This is a genomic window from uncultured Veillonella sp., from assembly GCF_963543145.1.
Classification (GTDB): Bacteria; Bacillota; Negativicutes; order Veillonellales; family Veillonellaceae; genus Veillonella.
Map to the genome: position 1 here is coordinate 1 of NZ_CAUTZP010000014.1, position 23,282 is coordinate 23,282.

The following is a 23,282-nucleotide window of genomic DNA, read 5'->3' on the forward strand; positions in this document are numbered from 1 at the left end:
TTATTTACCAATCTTTGGGACTGAAATAGCAACACTTTTTGTCCTATAACCCTTATTTTATCTATTCATATTTACTGTATCATAAAAAGGACTCTACATTCTTATGAGTAGAGTCCTTTGTTGTATATAGACTGCTATAGGATATCTATTATAAACTAGATATCCGTCTATAGTTAGCTTATTTAAGTTGTCCAGCGGCAATAGCAAGGTCACGCCAATAGATGGCTTGCATATAACCATATGTATCTGGTTTTAAAGTGATTAATTTAGCTTTATTACGTTTTTCTTCACGTAATAGTTTACCTGTGCGAGCGTCAATAATATTACGTTGGTCTTGAACCCATTGAATCGTATCATTGTCTTGATCAAAGTAATAATGGTTAATATACTCTGTCATATAGTATTGAGCGCCTTGATGACTATAGGTACGACCTATAATTTCAAATTTATTACCTTCACCAGCAATAACTTTAACGCGTTGTTCAGCGTAATAATTTTGGCCGTTCATACGATATAAATAGGCATAGCCTCGTGCATTCTCTAAATCGGCAATATTAACTGCTTGAGAGGGCAGGATACCTAAGATTGTGAAAGCCGCTACAATTAACAAAATTTTTTTCATTATTACACCTCAGGATAGAGAACTTTAGCCTCTTTTATTGCGTCTTGAATGATTTTCTTGTTACGTGATCTTACCATTCCAGGGATACGGAATAAGTCGATAATCATCCAAATACCTAAGCCACCAGCTGTTAACCAATAGATGATATTAATAACTGGTTTATTTAAATAAAAATAATGGACCCCAAAGACAAACCAGAATAAATACGCTAGACCCGTATCTTTTTGGCGTGCTTGTGCTGATAAAACATAGTTTTTTTGTTGCTCAGTTAAACCTTGCATAAGTGCTAATATATCAGGTGTCATATAATCTCCTTTATACTATATACTATTTGGCATGTGGCTGGTCAGATTCAGCCACAACATGGACAACTAATTCTTGATCAGAAGGAATCTGTGCCATGACCATAGGCATAGGTACATCCATAGCAGCTGCAATACCTTTGATTTGGCGCATTGCTACTGGTACGACAGTACCATCGTCTTGTACATTTTTCTCTAATACTTCAATTTCAGTGGTAGTTAAACCTGCTTTATTTGCAAAGTCTTCAATGGATACTCCGTTGGATTCACGATATTCTTTAATGAAATCTCCGATATACATAGATTCCTCCTATTTATAGATACTATTATATTGTAATTAAAATTATCATATATGGCAATAGATGAATGAAAGATGAAGTTAAAAGCAAGAAAGCAATATATAAAAGGTAAAGCATAAAACGTAAAACATAAAATATGAAACATAAAACATAAATGGTGAAGTATATAGTAGGTGTTAGAATAGGAGTAGAAATAGAATTAAAATTAAAATTAAAATAGTTGATAAACCTGTCAAGTACGATAATAGTAATGATATCCGAATAGTGTATAACTGCTATTTATATATGTATAAATTAATGGATAGTAGAATTGTTAATAAAATTACAAAAATAAATTGACTTAATACGATAGCGGTGTTAATATTAACTCATAGAAAACATCATATTTGGGAATAGGTGCTGAAAAGCATAATAGAGAAGCTGGTTAAATGCCAGCACGGTCCCGCCACTGTATGGTCGAGCGAGTCTAAATTAAGTCACTGGGAAACTGGGAAGGCTAGATGAGCGATGAAGCCGAGTCAGGAGAACTGCCTATTCAACATTCACCATTTGACCTACGAGAGATAGGGAGGAGAAGTTAATAGCTCCTTTTTACGTACCCGTAAAAAGGATTTTTTAGTTCTATACAATCTAAATTACATGACTTTAGTTTAATTTAGAGATTAGTACTATATGACCTAAATGTCGTGCTATGGTCATGGTGGATTATACCTTCACGGTATTACCAGCATGACATATGTTATGACTGTTAATATATTTTATGGTAAATGTAGGGCATGCATTTATTCATCATCATCCTAAAAAAGAGGCTGACCCAGGATTCTAGTAGTTCGGATTATGGGTCAGTCTCTTTTTATCTGGGGCGGTCTCTTTTTAATAGATTTATGAAATTTAAGTTAAATATCAAAAAATGATTGACGATGAATTCTATACATGATATTATTATTTCAGTTGAGACGCGGGAGTGGCGGAATTGGCAGACGCACCAGACTTAGGATCTGGCGCCTTACGGCGTGGGGGTTCAAGTCCCTTCTCCCGCACCAACTTTATTGCACCTTTTGAGGTGCTATTTTTTTTGCCCAAAATTTAGCGACTATATTAAAAAATAGATGCTTAATTTGTAAACAATGAGTTATTAGTAGACAAAGAGTTATTACATTATATGTTATAATGAATTAGTTAGAACTATTCGATTAATAACGACTATTTAATAATACAATTAGAGTAATACTATATGGTGCAGTATGGATAATACATTAACTCAGCTGCTTTCACATAACCCATCCTTTGTGGAGGGGCTAAACGCATTTCAGCGGAAAGGAAAGTCAGTTATATATGGTCTTAGTGGATCTCAAAAGAGTTTCCTCTTACGCCAAGCCTTTTCTGCAGGTCTGACAAAACCTGTAGTTATCGTAGTCCATGATAAGGATCATAAAGAGATGTGGGAACGGGACTTAGCTTTTTTCATGCCCCATGTTCCAGTTCTATCATTTCCTATTACAGATCATGTAGACTTTACAACTGTAGCACGTAGTCTTGAAGACCAAGGTGCACAGATGCGAGCATTAGCACTTCTGGCATGGCAAGAGCCGACGGTGGTCATTGCTAATGCGGAAGAGGTGACACAGTATGTGGTATCTCCTCAGTATTTAAAGGGTCAATCATTGCGTTTTGCATTGAATGATACTATTGAACGTGATACTGTTCTTGAACAGCTTGTAATAATTGGATATGAACGGGTAGACCAGGTGGAACAACGTGGTCATTTTGCTGTGCGCGGAGATATATTAGATATTTATCCTGTTAATAGTGATAATCCCATACGTATAGAATTCTTTGGAGATGAAATCGATACATTGCGGTTTTTCTCTGTAGAGAATCAACGCTCTATTGAACAAATTGAGTCTTATACGGTGACACCTTTCTTCCTTGGTAAAAGCGATGCAGATAGTACTTTATTATCGTATGTAAAGGATGGAATCCTCATTTACGATGAGCCAGGACGTATTCAAGAAGCGTTAAAGAAGTTCCTCAAGGAAGACCCTACACATCGTAAAAATCATTGTGACTGGAGTGAATTGCAGCGCACTGTAGCAGCGACTACTCAAGTGGCTTTCACATTTATGCAACAGCGCTCTATTGGTCTTACTGGATTTAACCCTATTGGTATTCAAGGGAAGACGATGACGAGCTTTGAGCGTCAAATTCCTTTATTAACAGATGAAATTAAGCAATGGCATCGCCTAAATCATCAAGTTGTATTGGTGTTAAATAACCAACAACGACGAGAAGGTATTGAACGAGCTCTTGAAGGGGAAAACATTGCTTTCGTTCATGGTGAAGAATGGATTGCAAAGCCTAATACGGTTGTTATATTACAAGGCTTATTGACTGACGGCTTTGAATTGCCAAATAGTCATTTAGTAGTGGTCGTAGAAGGTAACATTTACGGACAACAAAAGCGCAAGCTTCGCAACAAGCCTAAAAAGGGTCAAGAAATCAATTATTTTACGGATTTGACCCCTGGGGACTATGTAGTACATAGTATGCACGGTATCGGTAAGTATATTGGCCTTAAAACGATAGAAACGGAAGGTATTCATCGTGATTATATTGAAATTGCTTATGCGGGAACGGATAAACTATTCTTACCAGCCAACAATTTAGATCAGTTACAAAAATATATCGGCAATGAAGGTGATGTGCCTCGCATTCATAAGATGGGTGGCCGTGACTGGGCTAAGGTTGTTACAAAGGCCAAAAAATCCATTGATGATTTGGCAGATAAGCTCGTTGAGATATATGCACAACGAGAGATTACAGAAGGCTTTGCGTTCTTGCCCGATCAACCGTGGCAGCAAGAGTTTGAAGATGCGTTCCCTTATGAAGAGACGGAAGATCAGTTACAAGCTACGGCAGAGATTAAAGAATCTATGGAACGACCTGTTCCTATGGACCGCTTGCTAGCAGGCGACGTAGGCTTTGGTAAAACGGAAGTAGCTATGAGAGCTATCTTTAAAGCCGTTATGAGTGGCAAGCAAGTTGCAGTGCTCGTACCGACTACTGTTCTGGCACAACAACATTTCCAAACCTTCTTGAATCGTTTTGCCCCATTTGGCGTAAAGGTAGATGTACTCAATCGTTTCCGCAGTACAGCTGAGAAGAAACAAGTTCTTAAAGGTGTTGAGGATGGATCCATTGATGTTCTCATCGGTACCCATTCGCTACTTAACAAAAAGGTTGTCTTTAAAGACTTGGGTATGCTCGTTGTGGATGAAGAGCAACGTTTCGGGGTAGCACAAAAGGAAAAATGGAAAGAGTGGGCTAGTAATATTGATGTGCTTACCTTAAGTGCTACACCGATTCCAAGGACTTTACATATGTCTCTCGTAGGTGTTCGTGAGATGTCCGTTATCAACACGCCACCAGAAGAACGCTTACCTGTTCAAACCTATGTGGTGGAATATGATATGAATCTTGTGGCTGATGCGATTAAACGCGAATTAGCACGGGGTGGGCAGGTTTACTTTGTTTATAACCGCGTAGCATCTATTAATCATATGGGTGAATTATTAGAGGCCGCGTTGCCTGGTTTACGCTATGCTATTGCGCATGGACAGATGACAGGTCGACAAATTGAGGAAATCATGACCGATTTCTATGAAGGACATTATGATGTATTATTGTCTACCAGTATCATTGAAACCGGTTTAGATATTCCGAACGCCAATACTATCATCATTTATGATGCGGATCGGTTGGGTTTATCTCAGCTCTATCAAATGCGTGGACGGGTAGGGCGCTCTCGTAGACGGGCCTATGCATACTTTATGTATCGACCTGACAAAATGCTTTCAGAAGCTGCAGAAAAGCGCTTAAAGGCTATTGAAGAGTTCACGGAACTGGGTGCGGGTTTCAAACTTGCTATGCGAGACTTAGAAATTCGTGGTGCTGGTAATCTATTAGGTTCACAGCAACATGGCAATATCGCATCTGTCGGCTTTGGTATGTACGTAAGCATGTTAGAAGAAGCCATTGCGAAGGCTCAAAATAAAGAAGTTGAGCGAGAAGTATCCATTGATCCAGCTATCGACTTAGAGGTAGATGCCTTTATTGATGATGAGTACATTAAAGACAGTGCTCGTAAGATTTCTGTATATCAACGGTTGTTACATATTAAATCTAAAGAACAGCTTGATGACATGACAGATGAACTCATAGATCGTTTTGGTACGCCTACAGATCCGGTAGATAGATTATTGCGTATTGCACAAATTAAAGAGCAAGCACGTCTGCTGGGCATTAAAAGTATCGTTCGTAGAGATAAACAGCTTACGATTCATTGGCATGATGACTCCAAAATGGCCGACTGGGATATGGGGGCTGTACGAGAAGATTTATGGAAAAAAATGAAATTTGCAGATACTAAGCCAGCCACATTATATGTGAGCCTTAATGGCATGAAAGGTTCTGTTTTGACCATTACGGAAGCGGTGATGAAGGCACTGAGCCACAAGTCATCGACTAAGGAGGGCCTATGAATCGATTTTTAAAGGGTGCCATGATTTTAACCTTAGCCGGTATTATCGTGAAGGTCATCGGTGCGTTTAGTAAAGTTCTTATCGCCCGTGTTCTTGGTGGTGAAGGCATTGGCCTATATATGATGGCTTATCCAATCTACCAAATTATCGTCAGTATCTCTGCGGCAGGCATTCCAGTAGCCATTTCTATTATGATTGCGGAAAAGCTCGCCAATGATGATATGCGGGGCGTACAACAAGTATTTTCTGTATCTTTAAGAGTACTCACTATTTTAGGCTTGGTATTTAGCGTGGCCTTATATGGTAGTGCACAGTGGCTCATAGATACCCAGATTATTACAGATCCACGAGCACTCATAGCCATTCAGCTATTGTCGCCAGCTATCTTTGTGGTGACTATTCTAAGTTGCTTTAGAGGGTATTTCCAAGGGTTCCAATACATGGTACCGACAGGAACGAGTCAAATCTTTGAACAAATCTTCCGCGTATCCTCTATGGTTGGGTTAGCTTACTACTTCATCGATCGAGGCTTACATTTAGCGGCTGGAGGTGCTACCTTTGCCACCTTCCCAGGCGTGTTAGCAGGTTTACTGGTATTAATTTTCTTTTACTATCGTCAACGACGTGTGCGTGAGCAGATGCTTTCACAACAGAATCCAAATGCTATTTATGAAAGCAACAGCGCTGTAGTGAAACGATTATTTAGTCTCGCTATACCTGTATCTATGGCAAATATTATGTTGCCTATGGTATCTCTCATCGATACATTCATAGTGCCGAAGCGTTTGATGGATATTGGGTATTACCTCAATGAAGCAACAACACAATTTGGTTACCTCACAGGGATGGCCACGTCACTCATTGGTTTACCTATCATTATGACCACCTCTTTGGCGGCTAGTTTAGTACCGGCTGTATCTGAGGCTCATGCACAAGGTAATGTAAAGCGAATCGTACAGAGAGCAAGTACGGCTTTTAAAATTGCCAATATGTTTACTATTCCAGCTTGTATCGGTCTTTGTGTATTAGCTACCCCTATTTCCTTGCTGATTTATGCAACTCCTAATGCCGGGCCTGTTATTGCCGTTATTAGCCTAAGTATTGTATTCTTAGGGTGGCAGCAAATTACAGCTGGTATTCTGCAAGGTTTGGGGCGAACTATAATTCCTATGGTAGCGATTTTCGTTGGTTTATTAGTGAAAACATTCTTAGATTATGAGCTGACAGGAACTGTTGAACTTGGTATCAATGGTGCTGCATGGGCCACAAACTTAAACTTCGCCATTGCTGCACTTATTAACTATATGTTCGTAAAGAAATATGTAGGTTCTGTTCTTAATAAACTTGAATTACTGAAAATTGTCGTATCTGCTATGGCCATGGGGGGGGCAACGCAAGTTATCTATGTGAGTACCGTAGAGTTATTAGGTAATGGTGGTGCAGTAGCTGCCGCTATTGTAGTAGCCGTATTCGTATATGGACTATCTTTGTGGCTTACTAAGGCCGTTGTGAAGGATGATATGTATCATTTACCAATTATCGGCAAGCGTTTACAAGCTCGTCGAGATAAGGAGGAAGCAAAACTCTATGAAGAACAATACTAATGAACCTGTATCTGTGCAACCATTAGTGGATGTTGTAAAAGCCTTACGTGCACCTAATGGGTGTCCTTGGGATCAAAAGCAAACTCATGAATCCTTACGCCGTTATTTCATTGAAGAAACCTATGAAGTAGTAGATGCCATTGATAATAAAGATATGCCCAATCTTCGTGAAGAATTAGGGGATGTATTATTACAAGTTGTCTTTCATAGTCAACTAGCAGAGGAAGCTGGACATTTTACCTTACAAGATGTAATAAATGATGTCACTGCAAAAATGATTCGTCGTCATCCTCATGTTTTTAATCCTGAAAATGATGAAAAATCATACTCATGGGATGAATTAAAGGCAAAAGAAAAGAAAAATATTCAAAATTCTGTATTAGATGGTGTGTCTAAAAGTTTACCTGCTCTAGTGGCCGCTTATAAGCTTCAAGAAAAGGCTGGAAAGCTAGGTTTTGACTGGGATGAGCTCGATCCGGTTTGGGCGAAAGTTTCCGAAGAAATGGATGAATTTAAGGAGGCTATTGCCCAAGAAGATAGAGAAAATATGGAAAAAGAGGCAGGAGATGTGCTTTTTTCCTTGATTAATCTATTAAGATGGTATAAAATAAGCGGTGAAAATGCACTAAATCGCACAAACACAAAGTTCCGACAGCGTTTTTTACATGTAGAAGCTTGTGTTAACCAAAGCGATCGCTCATGGGAAGACTTTTCATTAGCTGAGCTGGATGCTTTTTGGGAGGAGGCTAAAGTGCAGGAAAAGTAGCCTGGAGGTTTGCATACTTCTAAGGTATAGTATTTTTAAGGAGGTTCTGTCATGAACAAAACAGAATTAATCGCAAGTGTTGCACAAAAAACTGAATTAACTAAAAAAGACGCTGAAAAAGCAGTAAAAGCTGTATTTGATACAGTTGCTGAAGAATTAGCTGCTGGCGGCAAAGTACAAGTTATCGGCTTTGGTACTTTCGAAGTTCGTGAACGCGCTGCTCGTGAAGGCCGTAACCCACAAAACGGTAAAACTATCACAATCGCTGCTTCCAAATCCCCTGCATTCAAAGCTGGTAAAGGTTTGAAAGAGCAAGTTAACGCTACAAAAGCTAAAAAACGCAAAAAATAATCCTTAAAGGATATGAAAGAGACCTTTCGAGGTCTCTTTTTTTGTCTATTTATGGTATAATGCACAGAGAAAGGGTGCACTATGAATAACGAAACATCAAGGAAGGTTCTCATCGTGTCCGCCTCTATTGGGACAGGACATATGCAGGCCGCAAGAGCAATAGAAGAATATTGGAAAGAGAAAGAACCACAGGCAGAAATTACCCACGTTGATTTTCTTGATACAGACACAATATCTGTAGAGCATTTAATTAAGGGAACGTATATCAAGATGATCGACGTGTTCCCAATGCTATACGATATGATTTATCATGCATCAAAAGGGGAGCGAGGGGGATCTATTTTGCAAACTGCATTATCGTATCTCCTTAAAAGTCGTATGCTCAAGCTTGTTCAACAAGAGCAACCAGATGTGATGGTCTTTACCCATCCATTTCCATGTGGGGCGGCGTCTATTTTAAAGCGCCAAGGTCATATTAATTTGCCACTGGTAGCGATTATGACGGACTTTAGCAGTCATCAATTTTGGCTCTATCCACAAATTGATACATACTATGTAGCGACCGAGTCTATGGTCCCCGAAATGGTATCTGCTGGTATTGATAAAGCTCGTATTCATGTTTCTGGTATCCCTGTGCGTCGTGCCTTTTTCCGTGACGCTATTGAGGAATATAGATTAGAGGAACCTGTGAAAGTACTCGTAATGGGTGGTGGTCTTGGTTTGGGCTCCCTCGAAACGGCACTCAAACATTTAGATGAGGTTAATGGTATCGGTGAAATTACAGTAGTAGCCGGTCAAAATACATCTCTCTATGAATCCTTGATTACCCTTAGTGAGTCCATGAAAACAAAGACTAATGTATATGGGTATACTACAAACATTTCAGAGCTTATGAAATCATCGTCCTTACTCGTTACAAAGCCAGGCGCTTTGACTTGTATGGAGGCTGTTACAATTGGGGTGCCCATGTTATTCTTTAATGCCATCCCAGGGCAAGAAGAGGCTAATGCAGAACTATTAGAGCAACAGGGCTGTGCCCGGTGGGCACGTGATATTCACAACTTAGAAGACGTTGTGACTGCACTGCTTATTAATCCTTCAAGACTACAACAAATGTCTGAGCGCGCTCGTGAATGGAATGTAGATGGGGCAGCTAATATCGTAAATAGTTTAATTGAATTTTTAGACGCTAAAAAGAAAGAGGAATTAGTACAAACTGAAGAAGTAATTGGCTAATCAAACTTTGATATATAGTAAAAAAAGGCTGTAATAGAATGCGGTTTTACCGCATTCTATTACAGCCCTTTGTATTATTGGTATTGTTCAATGTGTTCTTCTCTAATTCTTTGTAGTGTTTCTAAGAACTCATCTGTGCTTTCAGTACTATCTAAAAGATCTTTTAATTGATAAGAATCCTCCAATGTAACACTCCATTGGAAGGAGTCGTTATCATCGTATACATTGAATACGATTGGTGTCTCTAAGTCCTCTGGCATATGACCGTCGTCGTCGGACACAGTTGCATAGGTGCCATCTTCTAAAAGCTCAGTAAATAATGTGTCATACCCATCGATGTCGATAAGTTCAAAGTTAATACTTTCATAAAAGTCTAAAAGCATATCCGTCGCCATGTGGACCTCCTCATGAATATATATATGTTACGTTTATTCTACTGAGGGCGAATGTTACTGTCAATGGTAATGTGTAGTATAATAAGTAACAGAATTACAAAATAGGAGAATAACATGAACGTTATTAGTTTACAAAATATAGAGAAATCTTATGGTACAAGGCTACTCTTTAAAGAGGTCAATATTACATTTACCACTGAAAAGCGACTAGGCCTTGTGGGCATCAATGGCACAGGGAAATCTACGTTCTTAAAAATATTGGCAGGCCAAATGGAGGCTGATAAGGGCACCATTGAGCGCAATGGCAAGGCAAGTATCCATTACTTAGCGCAGACCCCTGACTTTGATGCGGAATCCACCTTGCTAGAGGCCGTTCTAGATGGGGACCATCCTCGATTACAAATGGTAAAAGCCTTTGAAACCATCAGTCGCGAATACCGTCAAATGCAAGAAACTGGTGGAGATGATGCTAAATTGTCTCGTAACTATATGAATGCCTTAGAACAAATGGATCAGCAAGATGGTTGGCAAGTAGAGCAGGAGGCTCGTATTATTTTGTCTAAACTGGGCTTTCCCGATGTAGAACAAAAGGTTGCCTTATTATCCGGTGGTCAAAAACGTCGTTTAGCACTTGGTCAAGCTTTGCTATATCCATGTGATTTATTATTACTAGATGAACCGACAAACCATTTAGACGAAGATAGTATCGACTGGCTTGAGTCTTATTTAAGTGCCCGTCAAGGGGGACTCTTAATCAGTACCCATGATAGATATTTCCTTGATTCTGTATGTAATGGAATTTTGGAACTGTCGAATCGTCGTATGTATCAATATGATGGGAACTATGAAGAATTCATTGCTTTGAAAGCAGACAGAGAAGCTCGTGAGGCTGCGACAGAAGAAAAGCGTCGTCAGTTTTTAAAACGAGAAATTGAATGGGTTCGCCGCGGTGCTTTGGCGCGAACTACAAAGCAAAAGGCTCGTTTAGACCGTTACGAAAAACTAAAAAATATGGAGAAAACGCGCCGTCCTGACCAAATGGATCCTATTGCTTTAAAGACGCGTTTAGGAAAAACCATTTTTGATATTGAGCATTTAGAGTTTTACTTTGATGAACGACCTATGATTAAGGACTTTACTTATCATGTGGTGCGCCATGACCGTATCGGTATTGTAGGACCTAATGGTGTAGGGAAGTCTACCTTTATGAATATCCTTGACGGCACCTATGAGCCTACAAGCGGTACTATTGGTAAGGGTGAGACAGTTCGTATTGCTCACTTCAAACAAGAGTTGCCAGAGTTTGACGAAGATATGCGTGTTCTCGATTATATTCGTGAAGACCATTCTTATATGGTACTCGGCGATGGCTCTACCTTGAGTGCCGGTCAAATCCTAGAACGATTCCTTTTTACACCTGAACTTCACGGTGTGCCGATTCGTAAGCTATCTGGTGGTGAGCGTCGTCGCTTATATCTTTTAAAATTGCTGATGAGCGCGCCTAATGTATTATTGTTAGATGAACCGACAAATGATCTTGATATCCCTACATTAGAGGTATTAGAGGATTTTCTTGATTCCTTTAGTGGCGTCATCGTTACCGTATGTCATGATCGGTACTTCTTAGACCGTGTAGTAGATAAGCTATTTGTATTTACTGGTGATGGTCAAATTGAAATCGTTCATGGTTCCTATTCTGATTACAAGGATGCTCTTGATGAAAGTAACGGTGGTAAACGTCCATTCTATGTGGCAAATGGTAGCACAACTGCTAGCACTAAAACTTTAAGAAATGTAGATTCTGATAATGCTGATACCGATGAGTCTATTCTTAATCAAGCTAATCTTTCCAATACATCTGCTGATAATAGTGGCATAATTAGTGGTGAAGTAGATACTTTTAAAGAAGCCCCTAAGAAAGGTCTCAATAAAGCGGAAGAGGCAGAGTATGCGAGCATTATGGATGAGTTGCCAAAACTCGAGCATTTATTGAAGGGTCTAGATGTGATGATAAGCCAAGTCGCTACTGATTATGAAAAAATGCAAGCCTTAATGGTTGAGCGAGAAGAGGCTCAAGCCCAAGTAGATGCGCTTACCGAACGATGGATGGAATTGGAAGAACGCTTATAAATTCACGTATCATGCGATTTATTAATATCTGCTATGCAAAGGAATTACAAGTGCTTTTATTGATAAAATATACAATGTATAGTATAATTTCTTCGATTAACGATAACAACGTTACCTAAGTAGGAGGAAACTCATGAGTAAGTATGAATTTTTAGACCGTCGCGTACCAATTGAAGACGGAAATATTGCATTAGTTCAAGATTTGTCTAAATGTAAAAATTGCTCCTTATGTCGTAAAGCTTGTGCTGTAGACATGGGTGTATTTGATTATTATGATTTAACAACTAATGGGGACCATCCTATTTGTATTCATTGTGGTCAATGTGCATCTATCTGTCCATTTGATTCCATCAATGAACGCAGCGAAATTGATGAAGTAAAAGCTGCAATTGCTGCTCCTAATAAAATTGTTATTTTTCAAACTGCACCAGCTGTACGGGTTGGTTTAGGTGAAGAATTTGGCCTTGAGGCAGGGACTTTTGTAGAAGGTAAGATGGTAGCTGCTCTTCGTAAGTTGGGTGGCGATTATGTTTTAGATACAAACTTTGGTGCTGACATGACTATCATGGAAGAAGCATCCGAGTTGTTAGAACGCGTTATCAACAGTGATGCGGTATTGCCTCAATTTACATCTTGTTGCCCAGCATGGGTTAAGTTTGCTGAAACATTCTATCCAGAATTCTTGCCAAACTTGTCCACTGCTAAAAGTCCAATTGCTATGCAAGCGCCTACGCAAAAAACATATTTTGCTGAAAAAATGGGCCTTGATGCAAAACAAATTGTTGCTGTTGCAGTAACACCTTGTACAGCTAAGAAATTTGAAATTCGTCGGGAAGAAATGAATTCTTCTGCTGAATACTGGGATGCACCAGACATGCACGATACAGATTACTGTATTACTACACGGGAACTTGCAAAATGGTTGCGTGCAGAAGAAATTAATTTCGATGACCTTGAAGATTCCGCATTCGATCCATTGATGGGTGAAGCGTCTGGTGGTGGTATCATTTTTGGTAACACTGGTGGCGTTATGGAAGCTGCTATGCGTGCAGCTTACAAACTGGCAACTGGTGAAGATGCACCACAAACATTGATTCCATTTGAAGCTATCCGCGGTATGGATGGTGCTCGTGAAGCTGACGTAGTAATTGGGGATAAAACATTACACGTAGCAGCAGTACATGGTACTGGCAACTTGCGTAAGTTTATCGAGCGTATGCGTGCGGAAAATATCCATTATGACTTCATCGAAGTAATGGCTTGCCGTGGCGGCTGTATCGGTGGCGGTGGTCAACCACGTGTTAAATTACCAATGGCTGATAAAGCTCGTGAAGCTCGTATTGCATCCTTGTATACTCGCGATGCAGAGGTACAAGTGAAAGCAGCTTGTGATAATCCAGATATCCAAAAATTATATGCTGAGTTCTTCGATGGCAAACCTATGAGCCATAAAGCACATCACATGTTACATACTACATTTGTGAGCCGTGCAGAAGACTTAGGGCCTAATGGTGCTTGTACACCTGCTACATGCCCAACATCTGTACCTAACTTGAAAAAGGCAGCAGAAGCGGCTAAAGCAGCAGCGGAAGCAAATTAATAAAATATGAAGCAGATAGTTGATAATGAGGTCAGCTGTCTGCTTTTTTTATGAAACATATGCTATATACGCATAGGGGTTAAAATATAGAGATTAGTAAAATAGTTTAGGAATTACAATTAGTGTGCTATAATTAAGATATTATTATAGAAGCAATCAATACTGTTTCAGGAGGATCTTCATGGCTTTTAAATTAAAAGGAAAAGAAGAAAAATTTTTTAGTATTTTAGAAAATCATGCTGCTCTTACATTTGAAAGTGCAGAGATGATGGAGCGTGTGTTTAAAGGCGAAATCTCTAAAGAAGAGGCTTTTCCTGAAATTGATACAAAGGAAAAAGCTGCCGATGAATTAGTAAACGAAACAGTAGATAGTTTGCGTAAAACATTCATCACTCCAATGGATCGTGAAGATATTCAGCTCTTGATCGACCAATTGGATACTACATTAGATAATATCAAAGACATTATGGACAAAATGGTTATGTACCAGGTTGGTAAACCAAGTGATGGTGCTATCCGCATGAGTGAAATCGTTGTGAAATGCGTTAAGCATATCAATAAATCTATCAGTTACATGGGTAGCCTTAAAAAGGATCATGTTAAGGTGGAGGGTCGTGTACATCAAGTATTGAAACTTGAGTCTGAAGCGGATAATATTTACCACGAAGAAATGGCTAAACTTTTTACTGAGTGCACAGATCCAATTGAAATTATCAAATGGAAGGAAATCCTTAGCTCCATGGAGGATGTAATCGATGGTTGCGAAGATTTGGTTGGTACATTCCGCCGGGTAGTATTGAAGTATGCTTGATGCTCATTTTTTAGTATGGCTAGTTGTATTTCTAGCATTAGCCTTCGACTATATCAATGGCTTTCACGATACAGCGAATGCCATTGCTACATCCGTATCTACCCGTGCTATTGAGCCTAAAAAGGCGATTATGATGACTGCAATACTCAACTTCTTGGGTGCTATGGTTAGTACGGGTGTTGCGAAGACTATCGGTGGTGACATCGTTATGTCTGCGTCTCTTATCAATAGTAGTATTATTGCAGCGGCTCTTATTGGTGCCATTACATGGAACTTATTGACTTGGTATTGGGGAATTCCAAGCTCCTCATCCCATGCGCTCATCGGTGGTATCATCGGTGCTGTAGGTTGGTCTGTAGGCTTTGATGCTTTAAATGAGGCTGGTATCTTAAAAATCTTCTTATCCCTCGTTTTATCTCCTATCATAGCCATGATTGGTGGCTTTATTATGATGAAAATCTTGTTGCTCATCTTTGGTAGATTTTCTCCCATCGTATTGAATGATAGATTTAGATCCATGCAAATCGTATCTGCCGTTATGATGGCATTTTCTCATGGTTCTAATGACGCCCAAAAAGCGATGGGGATTATTACCTTAACATTACTTAGTGGTGGCTATATTGATACCCTTGATGTACCAATGTGGGTTAAGATAGCTTGTGCTACTGCAATGGCATTAGGTACAGCTGCAGGTGGTTGGAAAATCATCTCCACTATGGGTACTAAGATTTTTAAATTAGAAACTATTAATGGTTTTGCTGCAGATTTGAACTCTGCTATTACTATTTTTACCGCTACATTCTTGCACCTACCTGTAAGTACAACACACGTTGTAAGTGGTTCCTTATTAGGTGTAGGTTCCGCTAAACGTATTAAAGCCGTTAACTGGGGTGTAGCAAGATCTATGGTTATGGCATGGTTCGTAACGATTCCATTATCTGGTATCGTAGCTGCTATTGCTTACGAAGTAGGTCACTTACTATTTGGTTAATACATAACTATATAACAAAAAAAGACTGCGAAAGCAGTCTTTTTTTAGGACCTAAATTCTATTTTGAAAAGTATTTTAATGTTATATTTTGAAGTACCTTAATTAATAAGATCGTGTCTTAGAAATAGATAATAGATAATAGAGTTAGATTTTACTTGGTTTTAAATACTATATTCTATAAAAGCGATTTATCTATATTTGGCAACGTTGATGTTGGAATTCAAGTTGTATAGGAAGAAAAGCTTATAAATATGTGGTTTTAGGAATTATGCATTTTATTAATAAATGCAGTTTATTGCCTATTTATGAGTTGTTTTAAGTTTATTTAAAATGAATGGCTATTGCATACTTATGTAGCGGAGGTTATACTATCGGTAGAAGGAGTTTTTAAGTGAAAAGTGAGGTAAGTATATGGCATGGGGTGGAACTAGACGCGGTGCCGGGCGCCCACGTAATCCTATTAAACGTATTGGCAGAACGATTCGACTTAGTGATGAAGAATTTCTTTCACTAAAACCCTTGATCATGGCCATTAAGGCAAATAATGATAAACGATATAGGCAACAATGTGCCAGAAACACATAAATATATACATATAGCCAAATATATATACATATAAACGCATACATAACTAATTAGGCATTGTCACAGCATATACAACTTAATAAACTTTAAATCTAATTTACAATAACCCATTATTCCTAAATCTTTCAACTACAACACATCTCTACTCTCTAAAACATATGCTGTGTGCAATACAAGTAGTACGAAAAAGGTCCCGATTCTTTTGAATTGGGACCTTTTCGTTGATCATAATTAGGTAAATTAGTTTATAATCAGCTATATTAGTCGATTTTAACGCCATGAATTTCTTCAGCTAAACGTTTTAGGGCATCAACTGTACGTACACCAGGCGTGATTTCAGAAAGTTTTACACGGATAAAATGACCTTCTTTAACAGCTGTAATATCTTGAAGTTGAGGATTTGCTTTAATTTTTTCAATTTTTTGTTGGAAGTCGTCATCGTTACGGATAGAGTTACCATAGTCAGCGATGATGATGTAGTCCGGATTTTGAGCGATTACCGTTTCCCAAGAACCTTTAGCCCATGTTTTATCAACGCCTAATCCGCTCATTACGTTGTCAGCACCGATGAGTTTTAAGATGTTGGTAGTGTAACCTTCAAAGGCTGTGAATGGTTGGCCATCTTCAGAGTCATAAATGAATACACGTTTACGAGGTAAGTCTTTTAGTTTCGCCTGGATAGCCTCTAATGTTTTACGTTGACCTGCAACCCATTCTTCAGCTTTTGCTTTTACACCAAAAATCTCACCTAATTTAATCATGTCGTTGAAGTTCGTTTCTAAATCTGCTTTAGTAGACAACATAGAATCAGGAATCCAAATGTTAACTTTTTGAGCAATCATTTTCTCTGCAGGGATAGCACGTTTGCTGAAGGAGTCAGGCCAGCCTGTAGCAAAGTCTGGTTTTACAGACATGAATACTTCGTAAGAAGGCCATTTTTCTGCTAAAACTTTTACCTTGTCATAAGATGCTTGAAGAGGTGGATAGATTTCTTCCTCTTTAAATGCAGTACCTGCCATTTTGTCCTCAAGGCCTAATTGAAGCATCATTTCTGTAGTCGCTTGAGACATGGATACAGCATGAGTTGGGGAGGATTTTACAGCAAAGTCAGTTTTTGTACCGTCAAATGTTTCACTCCATGTTACAGCTTTGACGTTGTCAGCTGCATTTTTAGTTGTGTCAGAACCACAACCAGCGATAGCAAATGTGGCACAGGCCATAGCAATTAATACTAACTTTTTTGATTTTCTTAATTTTTGAAACATAGTAAGCCCTTTCTTATGATTAATAATATAAATGATAGCGCCCTTCATCCCAAGAGGTTTTGAAAGGAACTTCAAATATGGGTTCAAGAATTTCAGGTGTTAGCACCTCAGTGGGGGAACCTTCCTTTAGGATTGTTCCTTTATTCATAATCACAATATGATCACAGTATTGAGCCGCTAGATTTAAATCATGTAGAACTACGATTGTTGTACCTTTGAAAGCTCGCAATTGTTTCATAAGTGCTACTTTGTACTTCATATCTAGATGGTTCGTAGGTTCATCTAAAAGAAGTATTTGAGGTTTTTGCGTTAACGCTTTCGCAATAAAAACGCGTTGCTTCTCGCCACCTGAGAGATGATGAATTTCTTCATCAGATAAATGTGTAATGCCTACTTCGTTCATATAGTGTTCTGCGATTTTTATATCTTCTGCGCTATAAGTGCCGAAGTGTTGCTTATATGGATAACGGCCCATGAGGACGATATCTTTTACGAGAAAATCGTCGATCATAGAGTCCCTAGACTGTGTTAAAACTGCCACTAATTGAGCAAACTCACGACCTTTATAAGACTCTAAGGGTCTATCATTTAATATAATTTTGTTTTTAGATGGTTGAAGCCGATATAGATGGCTAAGTAGTGTAGACTTACCACATCCATTCGGTCCAATGATGGCTGTTATTTTATTAGCCGGAAATGTTACAGAAATATTCTTTAGCACTTCCTTTTTCTCATACGAGAAGGACAGCTGATTAATTTGATACATAGTATCTCCTATAGACATGACATACACTAACCATTATGTTTGTAACGATTCATAATAATCCAAATAAAGAGTGGAGCCCCTAGTAAGGATGTAAGAACACCGATTGGTATTTCCTCCGGACTATACAGAGCTCTTGATAACACATCTGACCATATCATGACGATACTGCCGATTAGAGCACTAAAGAGTAATGTATTTCTATGCTTAGGGCCACCTACAATTCTTGCTAGGTGTGGAATTATGAGTCCTATAAAGCCGACTACCCCCACTTTTGATACTAATGTGGCAATGACAATAGAGGATATAATAACGATGCTTAGCTGCAGCTGTTTAACTGATAAGCCCATTTGTGCTGCTTCATGATTACCTAGTAGTAGCACATCAAGATCTTGATTAAACATATAGATGTATAGCATAAACAAGGTTACAATGATAGCCGTTAATGGTAAATCACCCCATTGAATGCCTGCGAAGCTACCTAATAGCCAGAACATAGCACTTCGAACTTGTGCCTCGTGCTTGGCTCCGTAAATAATCATCATAGTTAAAGCCGAGAATATACCAGTCATACCCATTCCTATAAGAATGAGTTTTACAGGACTATTACTTTTACCAACACAGAGTAATACCATTATGATGGAAAGGGCAGCGCCTAAGGCGGCAAAAATAGGCGTATTATACTGGCCTAAGAAGGGGAGCCCACCCATGATGATAGCAAAGACGGCACCTGTACTAGCACCTGACGAAACACCTAATACATAAGGGTCGGCTAGGGCGTTTCTTGTTACCGTTTGCATTAACAAACCCACAAGCGATAGGCCAATACCTGTCAGCACCGAGTAAATCAGTCGTGGTAAGCGTATATCTGTAATAATCGTATCTGTCATCGAAGCTTTGGTGTTAGGATCAATCATCGACATAAGAGCGGAAATAATTTGATCTAAAGGGATAAAATTAGCCCCAAACTGCAAAGCTGTTACTAAGGAAATGCAAAGTAGTAACCCTAGTATAAATACTTTTACGGAAGTCTGCATAAATTCTCCTTATTCTATTTTTTATGTAGGTGAAATCTACCTCAATTAAGTATAGAGAAATTTCAATATATATACAATATACATACCTGTATGGGTATAATAAATATAAGTGTTCTATAGAATGTTTATGAGAGTTAAAGGATTAAATAAAGAGCAGATAGATTTATTCATTTTGATAAGGTATTGTTATTTTGATATATGAAAAACTTCTTAGAATGGATATAATAGAAGTGTATATATAGATGTAAGCCTAGGAGGTGTTAGCTTGTTACAAGATTTATTATCCGAGGATAATGTATCGTTTCACTATCCCGCTGAAACGTGGGAAGAGGTAATTCGTCACGGTGGCCAACTCATGGTTGATGCTGGTTTTACTGATCCATCTTATACTGAGGCTATGGTTGAGGTGGTACGAGAAATGGGTCCATATATTGTATTGGCTCCAGGTCTTGCGATGCCACATGCTCGTCCTGAACATGGCGCAAAACGAGTAGGTACAGCCTTAGTTACATTGGAAAAACCATTGAACTTTGGTAGCCCAGATAATGACCCTGTATCTGTAGCATTGTTCTTATGTGCTCCTAATAAGGATGAGCATATTCAATTGTTAACAGATATCGCTACTTTGTTTGAGGATGAAGAATTCTTAGATGCAGCCGTTGAGTTTGAAAGTATAGATGATGTACAAGCATTCTTGGCAGAGCATTTAGACGATCAATAATAGACATAGAAGGAGGCAATCATGATTTCTGTATTAACTGTATGCGGTAATGGCATTGGTTCTAGCTTGATGCTAAAAATGAAAATCGAAGAGATTTGTGCTGAAAACGGTATTGATGCACAAGTTGAGTCTATCGATTTTAATGCGGCACAAGGTCGTAAGGCCGATCTGATCGTAACTGTAAAAGAATTGGCAGAACAATTTGAAGGTAAAAATATTGCTATTGTTCGCAGCTATATTAATAAAAAGAAAATCACAGAAGATGTTCTTGAAGCATTAAAACAAGCTGCGCAATAATTTTTAAGAACTATATATAGGAGGTAGTGCCATGGAAATGGTATTAGAGTTCTTACGTGATGTGCTGTCTCAACCAGCACTTTTGATTGGTATTATGTCATGTGTAGGCTTAGTTGCTTTGAAACGTCCGTTTCATAAGGTAATGACAGGTACATTAAAACCGATTCTTGGATACTTAATGCTCGCAGCAGGCGCTGGTGTTATCGTTAGCAATCTTGATCCACTAGGCAAGATGATTGAACATGGATTCCATATTACTGGTGTTGTACCAAACAATGAAGCTATCGTAGCTGTTGCACAAAAGGTTCTTGGCGTTGAAACGATGTCTATTCTTGTAGTAGGCTTATTGATGAACTTATGTATTGCTCGTTTCACCAAGTTCAAATATGTGTTCTTAACAGGTCATCACAGCTTATTTATGGCATGTCTCATGTCTGCTGTACTCGGTACTGCAGGTTTATCCGGTGTGGAACTAATTCTTGTAGGCGGTTTCTTGATGGGTGCATGGTCTGCTATCTCTCCAGCTATTGGTCAAAGCTATACTTCTAAAGTTACTGATGGTGATGAAATTGCACTGGGACACTTTGGTAGCTTAGGATATTACCTATCAGCATGGGTTGCTAAATATGTAGGTAAGGCAGAAGATAGTACGGAAGATATTGAAATTCCTGAAAAATGGGGCTTCTTGCGTGACTCTACATTATCTACTGCATTGACTATGATTGTATTCTATTTGATTGCAGCCTTTGCAGCCGGTTCTGAATTTGTAGCAACATTGTCTGGTTCCATGAGCCCATACTTATTCGCAGTTATGAGTGCTATGAACTTTGCTGTAGGTGTAGCTATCGTATATTCTGGTGTACGTATGATCTTGGGTGACTTGATTCCTGCCTTCCAAGGTATTGCTACAAAAATTATCCCTAATGCCATCCCAGCAGTAGACTGTGCCGTATTCTTTACATATGCGCCAACTGCGGTAGTATTAGGTTTCATAAGCTCCTTCATCGGCGGTATCATCGGTATGCTCATTCTTGGCGCTGTAGGTGGTGTATTGATTATTCCTGGTTTAGTACCTCATTTCTTCTGCGGTGCAACAGCAGGTATTTATGGTAATGCTACAGGTGGTCGTCGTGGTGCCGCAGTAGGTGCTTTCCTTAATGGTTTAGCTATTACATTCTTGCCAGCGATGGCACTTCCAGTTCTTGGTCAATTAGGCTTCCAAAATACAACATTTGGTGATGCGGACTTTGCTGTTATTGGTCTTGTATTAGGCCACGCATTTGAATGGATTGGTATGGCTGGTATTTATGGTATTGTTGCTATTGCTGCATTGGTACTTATCATTCCTAACTTTATTAAAACAAAAGGTAAAGTAATTAACTACGTAGAAGAGGATTAATGAAAACAACTCAACAATACAATAATATTATAGTTAGATCTGTATTTCTGACCATTGGTGCAATCAGTTTTGTCCTCGGTACAATAGGTATCGTAATACCACTGTTTCCAACAATTCCGTTTTATATGTTAACAGTATTTTGCTTTGCCCGAGGATCTGAACGATTCCATAAGATGTTTTTGGCGTCTAGTTTATATCAAATGACTGTTGGTAATTATAAACGTGATAAAGCGTTGACATTGCGGACAAAGTTGACCATTCTCGGTTTTCTTACTATCATAATGGCTATTGGAGCCTATTTTAGTCAAAATAGTCCAGTTGCTCTTATTTTGATGGGTCTCGTGTGGATTGGTCATGTAATAGCATTCGCCTTTTTTATAAAAACAAAAAAATAAAGAATTATCTCTCATAATTCTGAATATAGCCTTGTAAGTTAGACTGTATTAGTTAAACTTGCAAGGCTTATTTTATTGTAAAATCAATACACAAATATCAAAAACTTATATTTTTAAAGAAAAAAATGAATTATTACTATTTTTAATTTGACAATGAATATCAACAAGTATACTATGATAACTGTGTATATAATAATTTTTATAGTATTTGTGTATATGGTGATTGTATGAATTCACATAATCATGCAGTTTCACATGCAGGAACTTCTATGTCAAGGCATACAGTGTTTGACGGTATCGATTTGATGTTCCTTGATGTGAAGCAAGAAACGATTCAATTTTATGCTAAATCACATACAAAGACGTTTGCCATAAATCATTGTGAAGAAGGGCGCATTGAGTGTAAGTTTACATCCGGTGATTATTTATATATGGGGCCAGGTGATATGTCCTTAGGGTGGCATACGCATGCTGATTACCAACATGAGAATTACTTTCCTACAAAACTATTTAAGGGGATCGTATTACTCGTAGATGTTGAAAAGGCTCAACCCGTATTGGATTCACTTGTTACTGAGTCGCGTATTAATTTAACAAGCCTAGCTGAACGATTTTGTGAGCATTCCGAATATGGTATGATGATGGAAGAGACGGAATCTGTTCGTCAGATTTTTTCTAGTTTATATAAAGTGCCTGATCAAATTAAGGGGCACTATTTTAAATTAAAAGTTATTGAAATTTTCTTACTCTTATCAGTTATTTCTACAACTAATCATGAAAAGAGAAGCTCTTATCGTAAACAACAAGTAGATATTGTAAAAGCTGTTAATGAACATATATCTACACAGTTTATGAAACGGATTACCATTGACTCCTTGTCTGAGCAATTTGATATTCCCACATCAACATTAAAGCGTTGTTTTAAAGGCGTATATGGTACGACAATCCATCAATATTTAAAGGAGTGTCGTATTAATGCAGCTAAGCGCTTGCTTGAAGAGTCAGATCAATCTGTTCTAGAAATTGCTAATGCCGTAGGCTACGAGAATGGCAGTAAATTCACCAGTGCATTCAAAGAGGCTACTGGTGTAACTCCTAGTGCTTATCGTAAAGTATAACTAACTTAAGTTAAGCCAAACTAACCAAGTCATGCATATAGTGTTAGTAATATT

Annotated in this window: 22 protein-coding genes, 1 tRNA gene and 1 riboswitch; of the genes, 16 read left to right on the forward strand and 7 right to left on the reverse strand. The window is 38.5% G+C overall.

Annotated elements, in window-relative coordinates; genetic code table 11:
* Positions 1–178 precede the first annotated feature (178 nt).
* Genes RWZ05_RS06915 through RWZ05_RS06925 form a run of 3 tightly spaced genes read right to left on the reverse strand, consistent with a single transcriptional unit; the run spans position 179 to position 1,225 of the window.
* Positions 179–622 (reverse strand): hypothetical protein, encoded by a 444-nt coding sequence (locus RWZ05_RS06915; protein WP_314643144.1) that lies wholly within the window; start codon positions 620–622, stop codon positions 179–181.
* Positions 623–624: 2 nt separating this feature from the next.
* Complete coding sequence (locus tag RWZ05_RS06920) at positions 625–927, reverse strand: TM2 domain-containing protein (protein ID WP_314643146.1); 303 nt, start codon at positions 925–927, stop codon at positions 625–627.
* 22 nt (positions 928–949) lie between these two features.
* Positions 950–1,225: a helix-turn-helix domain-containing protein gene (locus RWZ05_RS06925; RefSeq protein WP_314643148.1), complete on the reverse strand. Its 276-nt coding sequence runs from the start codon at positions 1,223–1,225 to the stop codon at positions 950–952.
* A 375-nt stretch (positions 1,226–1,600) separates the two neighbouring features.
* A riboswitch (cobalamin riboswitch) is annotated at positions 1,601–1,773 on the forward strand.
* A 408-nt stretch (positions 1,774–2,181) separates the two neighbouring features.
* Between RWZ05_RS06925 and RWZ05_RS06930 the strand changes: the two genes are divergently transcribed.
* The 6 genes from RWZ05_RS06930 to RWZ05_RS06955 all read left to right on the forward strand — a co-directional run bounded on the left by RWZ05_RS06930 (position 2,182) and on the right by RWZ05_RS06955 (position 9,721).
* Positions 2,182–2,266 (forward strand) — tRNA-Leu (locus tag RWZ05_RS06930).
* Between the two features lie 201 nt (positions 2,267–2,467).
* Positions 2,468–5,764: a transcription-repair coupling factor gene (mfd, locus tag RWZ05_RS06935; RefSeq protein WP_314643149.1), complete on the forward strand. Its 3,297-nt coding sequence runs from the start codon at positions 2,468–2,470 to the stop codon at positions 5,762–5,764.
* Complete coding sequence (locus RWZ05_RS06940; RefSeq protein ID WP_314643150.1) at positions 5,761–7,368, forward strand: polysaccharide biosynthesis protein; 1,608 nt, start codon at positions 5,761–5,763, stop codon at positions 7,366–7,368. Before mfd ends, RWZ05_RS06940 begins: the two co-directional genes overlap by 4 nt.
* Positions 7,352–8,134 (forward strand): nucleoside triphosphate pyrophosphohydrolase, encoded by a 783-nt coding sequence (gene mazG / locus RWZ05_RS06945; RefSeq protein ID WP_314643152.1) that lies wholly within the window; start codon positions 7,352–7,354, stop codon positions 8,132–8,134. The genes RWZ05_RS06940 and mazG overlap by 17 nt, the downstream gene beginning before the upstream one ends.
* A 51-nt stretch (positions 8,135–8,185) precedes the next feature.
* Positions 8,186–8,485, forward strand: a complete 300-nt coding sequence (locus tag RWZ05_RS06950) for an HU family DNA-binding protein (protein ID WP_009351071.1) — start codon at positions 8,186–8,188, stop codon at positions 8,483–8,485.
* An 81-nt stretch (positions 8,486–8,566) separates the two neighbouring features.
* On the forward strand, positions 8,567–9,721 hold the full coding sequence (locus RWZ05_RS06955; protein ID WP_314643154.1) for an MGDG synthase family glycosyltransferase: 1,155 nt from the start codon (positions 8,567–8,569) through the stop codon (positions 9,719–9,721).
* 74 nt (positions 9,722–9,795) lie between these two features.
* Here the strand turns inward: RWZ05_RS06955 and RWZ05_RS06960 are convergent, their stop codons facing one another.
* Positions 9,796–10,116, reverse strand: a complete 321-nt coding sequence (locus RWZ05_RS06960; protein WP_314643155.1) for a hypothetical protein — start codon at positions 10,114–10,116, stop codon at positions 9,796–9,798.
* A 114-nt stretch (positions 10,117–10,230) separates the two neighbouring features.
* On the opposite strand from RWZ05_RS06960, the gene RWZ05_RS06965 reads away from it, so the two are divergent.
* The 5 genes from RWZ05_RS06965 to RWZ05_RS06985 all read left to right on the forward strand — a co-directional run bounded on the left by RWZ05_RS06965 (position 10,231) and on the right by RWZ05_RS06985 (position 16,162).
* On the forward strand, positions 10,231–12,246 hold the full coding sequence (locus RWZ05_RS06965; RefSeq protein ID WP_314643156.1) for an ABC-F family ATP-binding cassette domain-containing protein: 2,016 nt from the start codon (positions 10,231–10,233) through the stop codon (positions 12,244–12,246).
* Between the two features lie 133 nt (positions 12,247–12,379).
* Positions 12,380–13,846 (forward strand): [FeFe] hydrogenase, group A, encoded by a 1,467-nt coding sequence (locus RWZ05_RS06970; RefSeq protein WP_314643157.1) that lies wholly within the window; start codon positions 12,380–12,382, stop codon positions 13,844–13,846.
* A gap of 181 nt (positions 13,847–14,027) precedes the next feature.
* Positions 14,028–14,657 carry a DUF47 family protein gene (locus RWZ05_RS06975; RefSeq protein WP_314643158.1) on the forward strand — a complete coding sequence of 210 codons (630 nt, stop codon included), beginning with the start codon at positions 14,028–14,030 and terminating at the stop codon, positions 14,655–14,657.
* On the forward strand, positions 14,650–15,648 hold the full coding sequence (locus tag RWZ05_RS06980) for an inorganic phosphate transporter (RefSeq protein ID WP_314643159.1): 999 nt from the start codon (positions 14,650–14,652) through the stop codon (positions 15,646–15,648). The genes RWZ05_RS06975 and RWZ05_RS06980 overlap by 8 nt, the downstream gene beginning before the upstream one ends.
* A 391-nt stretch (positions 15,649–16,039) precedes the next feature.
* On the forward strand, positions 16,040–16,162 hold the full coding sequence (locus RWZ05_RS06985) for a hypothetical protein (RefSeq protein WP_314643212.1): 123 nt from the start codon (positions 16,040–16,042) through the stop codon (positions 16,160–16,162).
* Positions 16,163–16,493: 331 nt separating this feature from the next.
* Here RWZ05_RS06985 and RWZ05_RS06990 read toward each other — a convergent pair whose 3' ends face one another.
* Genes RWZ05_RS06990 through RWZ05_RS07000 form a run of 3 tightly spaced genes read right to left on the reverse strand, consistent with a single transcriptional unit; the run spans position 16,494 to position 19,298 of the window.
* Positions 16,494–17,498, reverse strand: a complete 1,005-nt coding sequence (locus tag RWZ05_RS06990) for an ABC transporter substrate-binding protein (RefSeq protein ID WP_314643160.1) — start codon at positions 17,496–17,498, stop codon at positions 16,494–16,496.
* Between the two features lie 19 nt (positions 17,499–17,517).
* Positions 17,518–18,264: an ABC transporter ATP-binding protein gene (locus RWZ05_RS06995; RefSeq protein WP_314643162.1), complete on the reverse strand. Its 747-nt coding sequence runs from the start codon at positions 18,262–18,264 to the stop codon at positions 17,518–17,520.
* A 26-nt stretch (positions 18,265–18,290) separates the two neighbouring features.
* Positions 18,291–19,298: an iron ABC transporter permease gene (locus RWZ05_RS07000; RefSeq protein ID WP_314643163.1), complete on the reverse strand. Its 1,008-nt coding sequence runs from the start codon at positions 19,296–19,298 to the stop codon at positions 18,291–18,293.
* Between the two features lie 265 nt (positions 19,299–19,563).
* On the opposite strand from RWZ05_RS07000, the gene RWZ05_RS07005 reads away from it, so the two are divergent.
* The 5 genes from RWZ05_RS07005 to RWZ05_RS07025 all read left to right on the forward strand — a co-directional run bounded on the left by RWZ05_RS07005 (position 19,564) and on the right by RWZ05_RS07025 (position 23,228).
* A complete protein-coding gene (locus RWZ05_RS07005) occupies positions 19,564–20,019 on the forward strand; it encodes a PTS sugar transporter subunit IIA (RefSeq protein WP_265138616.1) in 456 nt (151 codons plus the stop codon).
* Positions 20,020–20,040: 21 nt separating this feature from the next.
* Positions 20,041–20,316, forward strand: a complete 276-nt coding sequence (locus RWZ05_RS07010; RefSeq protein WP_009351056.1) for a PTS sugar transporter subunit IIB — start codon at positions 20,041–20,043, stop codon at positions 20,314–20,316.
* Positions 20,317–20,347: 31 nt separating this feature from the next.
* Positions 20,348–21,715, forward strand: a complete 1,368-nt coding sequence (locus RWZ05_RS07015; protein WP_314643164.1) for a PTS ascorbate transporter subunit IIC — start codon at positions 20,348–20,350, stop codon at positions 21,713–21,715.
* Positions 21,715–22,110: a YbaN family protein gene (locus RWZ05_RS07020; protein ID WP_314643166.1), complete on the forward strand. Its 396-nt coding sequence runs from the start codon at positions 21,715–21,717 to the stop codon at positions 22,108–22,110. The genes RWZ05_RS07015 and RWZ05_RS07020 overlap by 1 nt, the downstream gene beginning before the upstream one ends.
* Before the next feature lie 227 nt (positions 22,111–22,337).
* A complete protein-coding gene (locus tag RWZ05_RS07025; RefSeq protein ID WP_314643168.1) occupies positions 22,338–23,228 on the forward strand; it encodes an AraC family transcriptional regulator in 891 nt (296 codons plus the stop codon).
* The last annotated feature ends 54 nt before the right edge of the window (positions 23,229–23,282 follow it).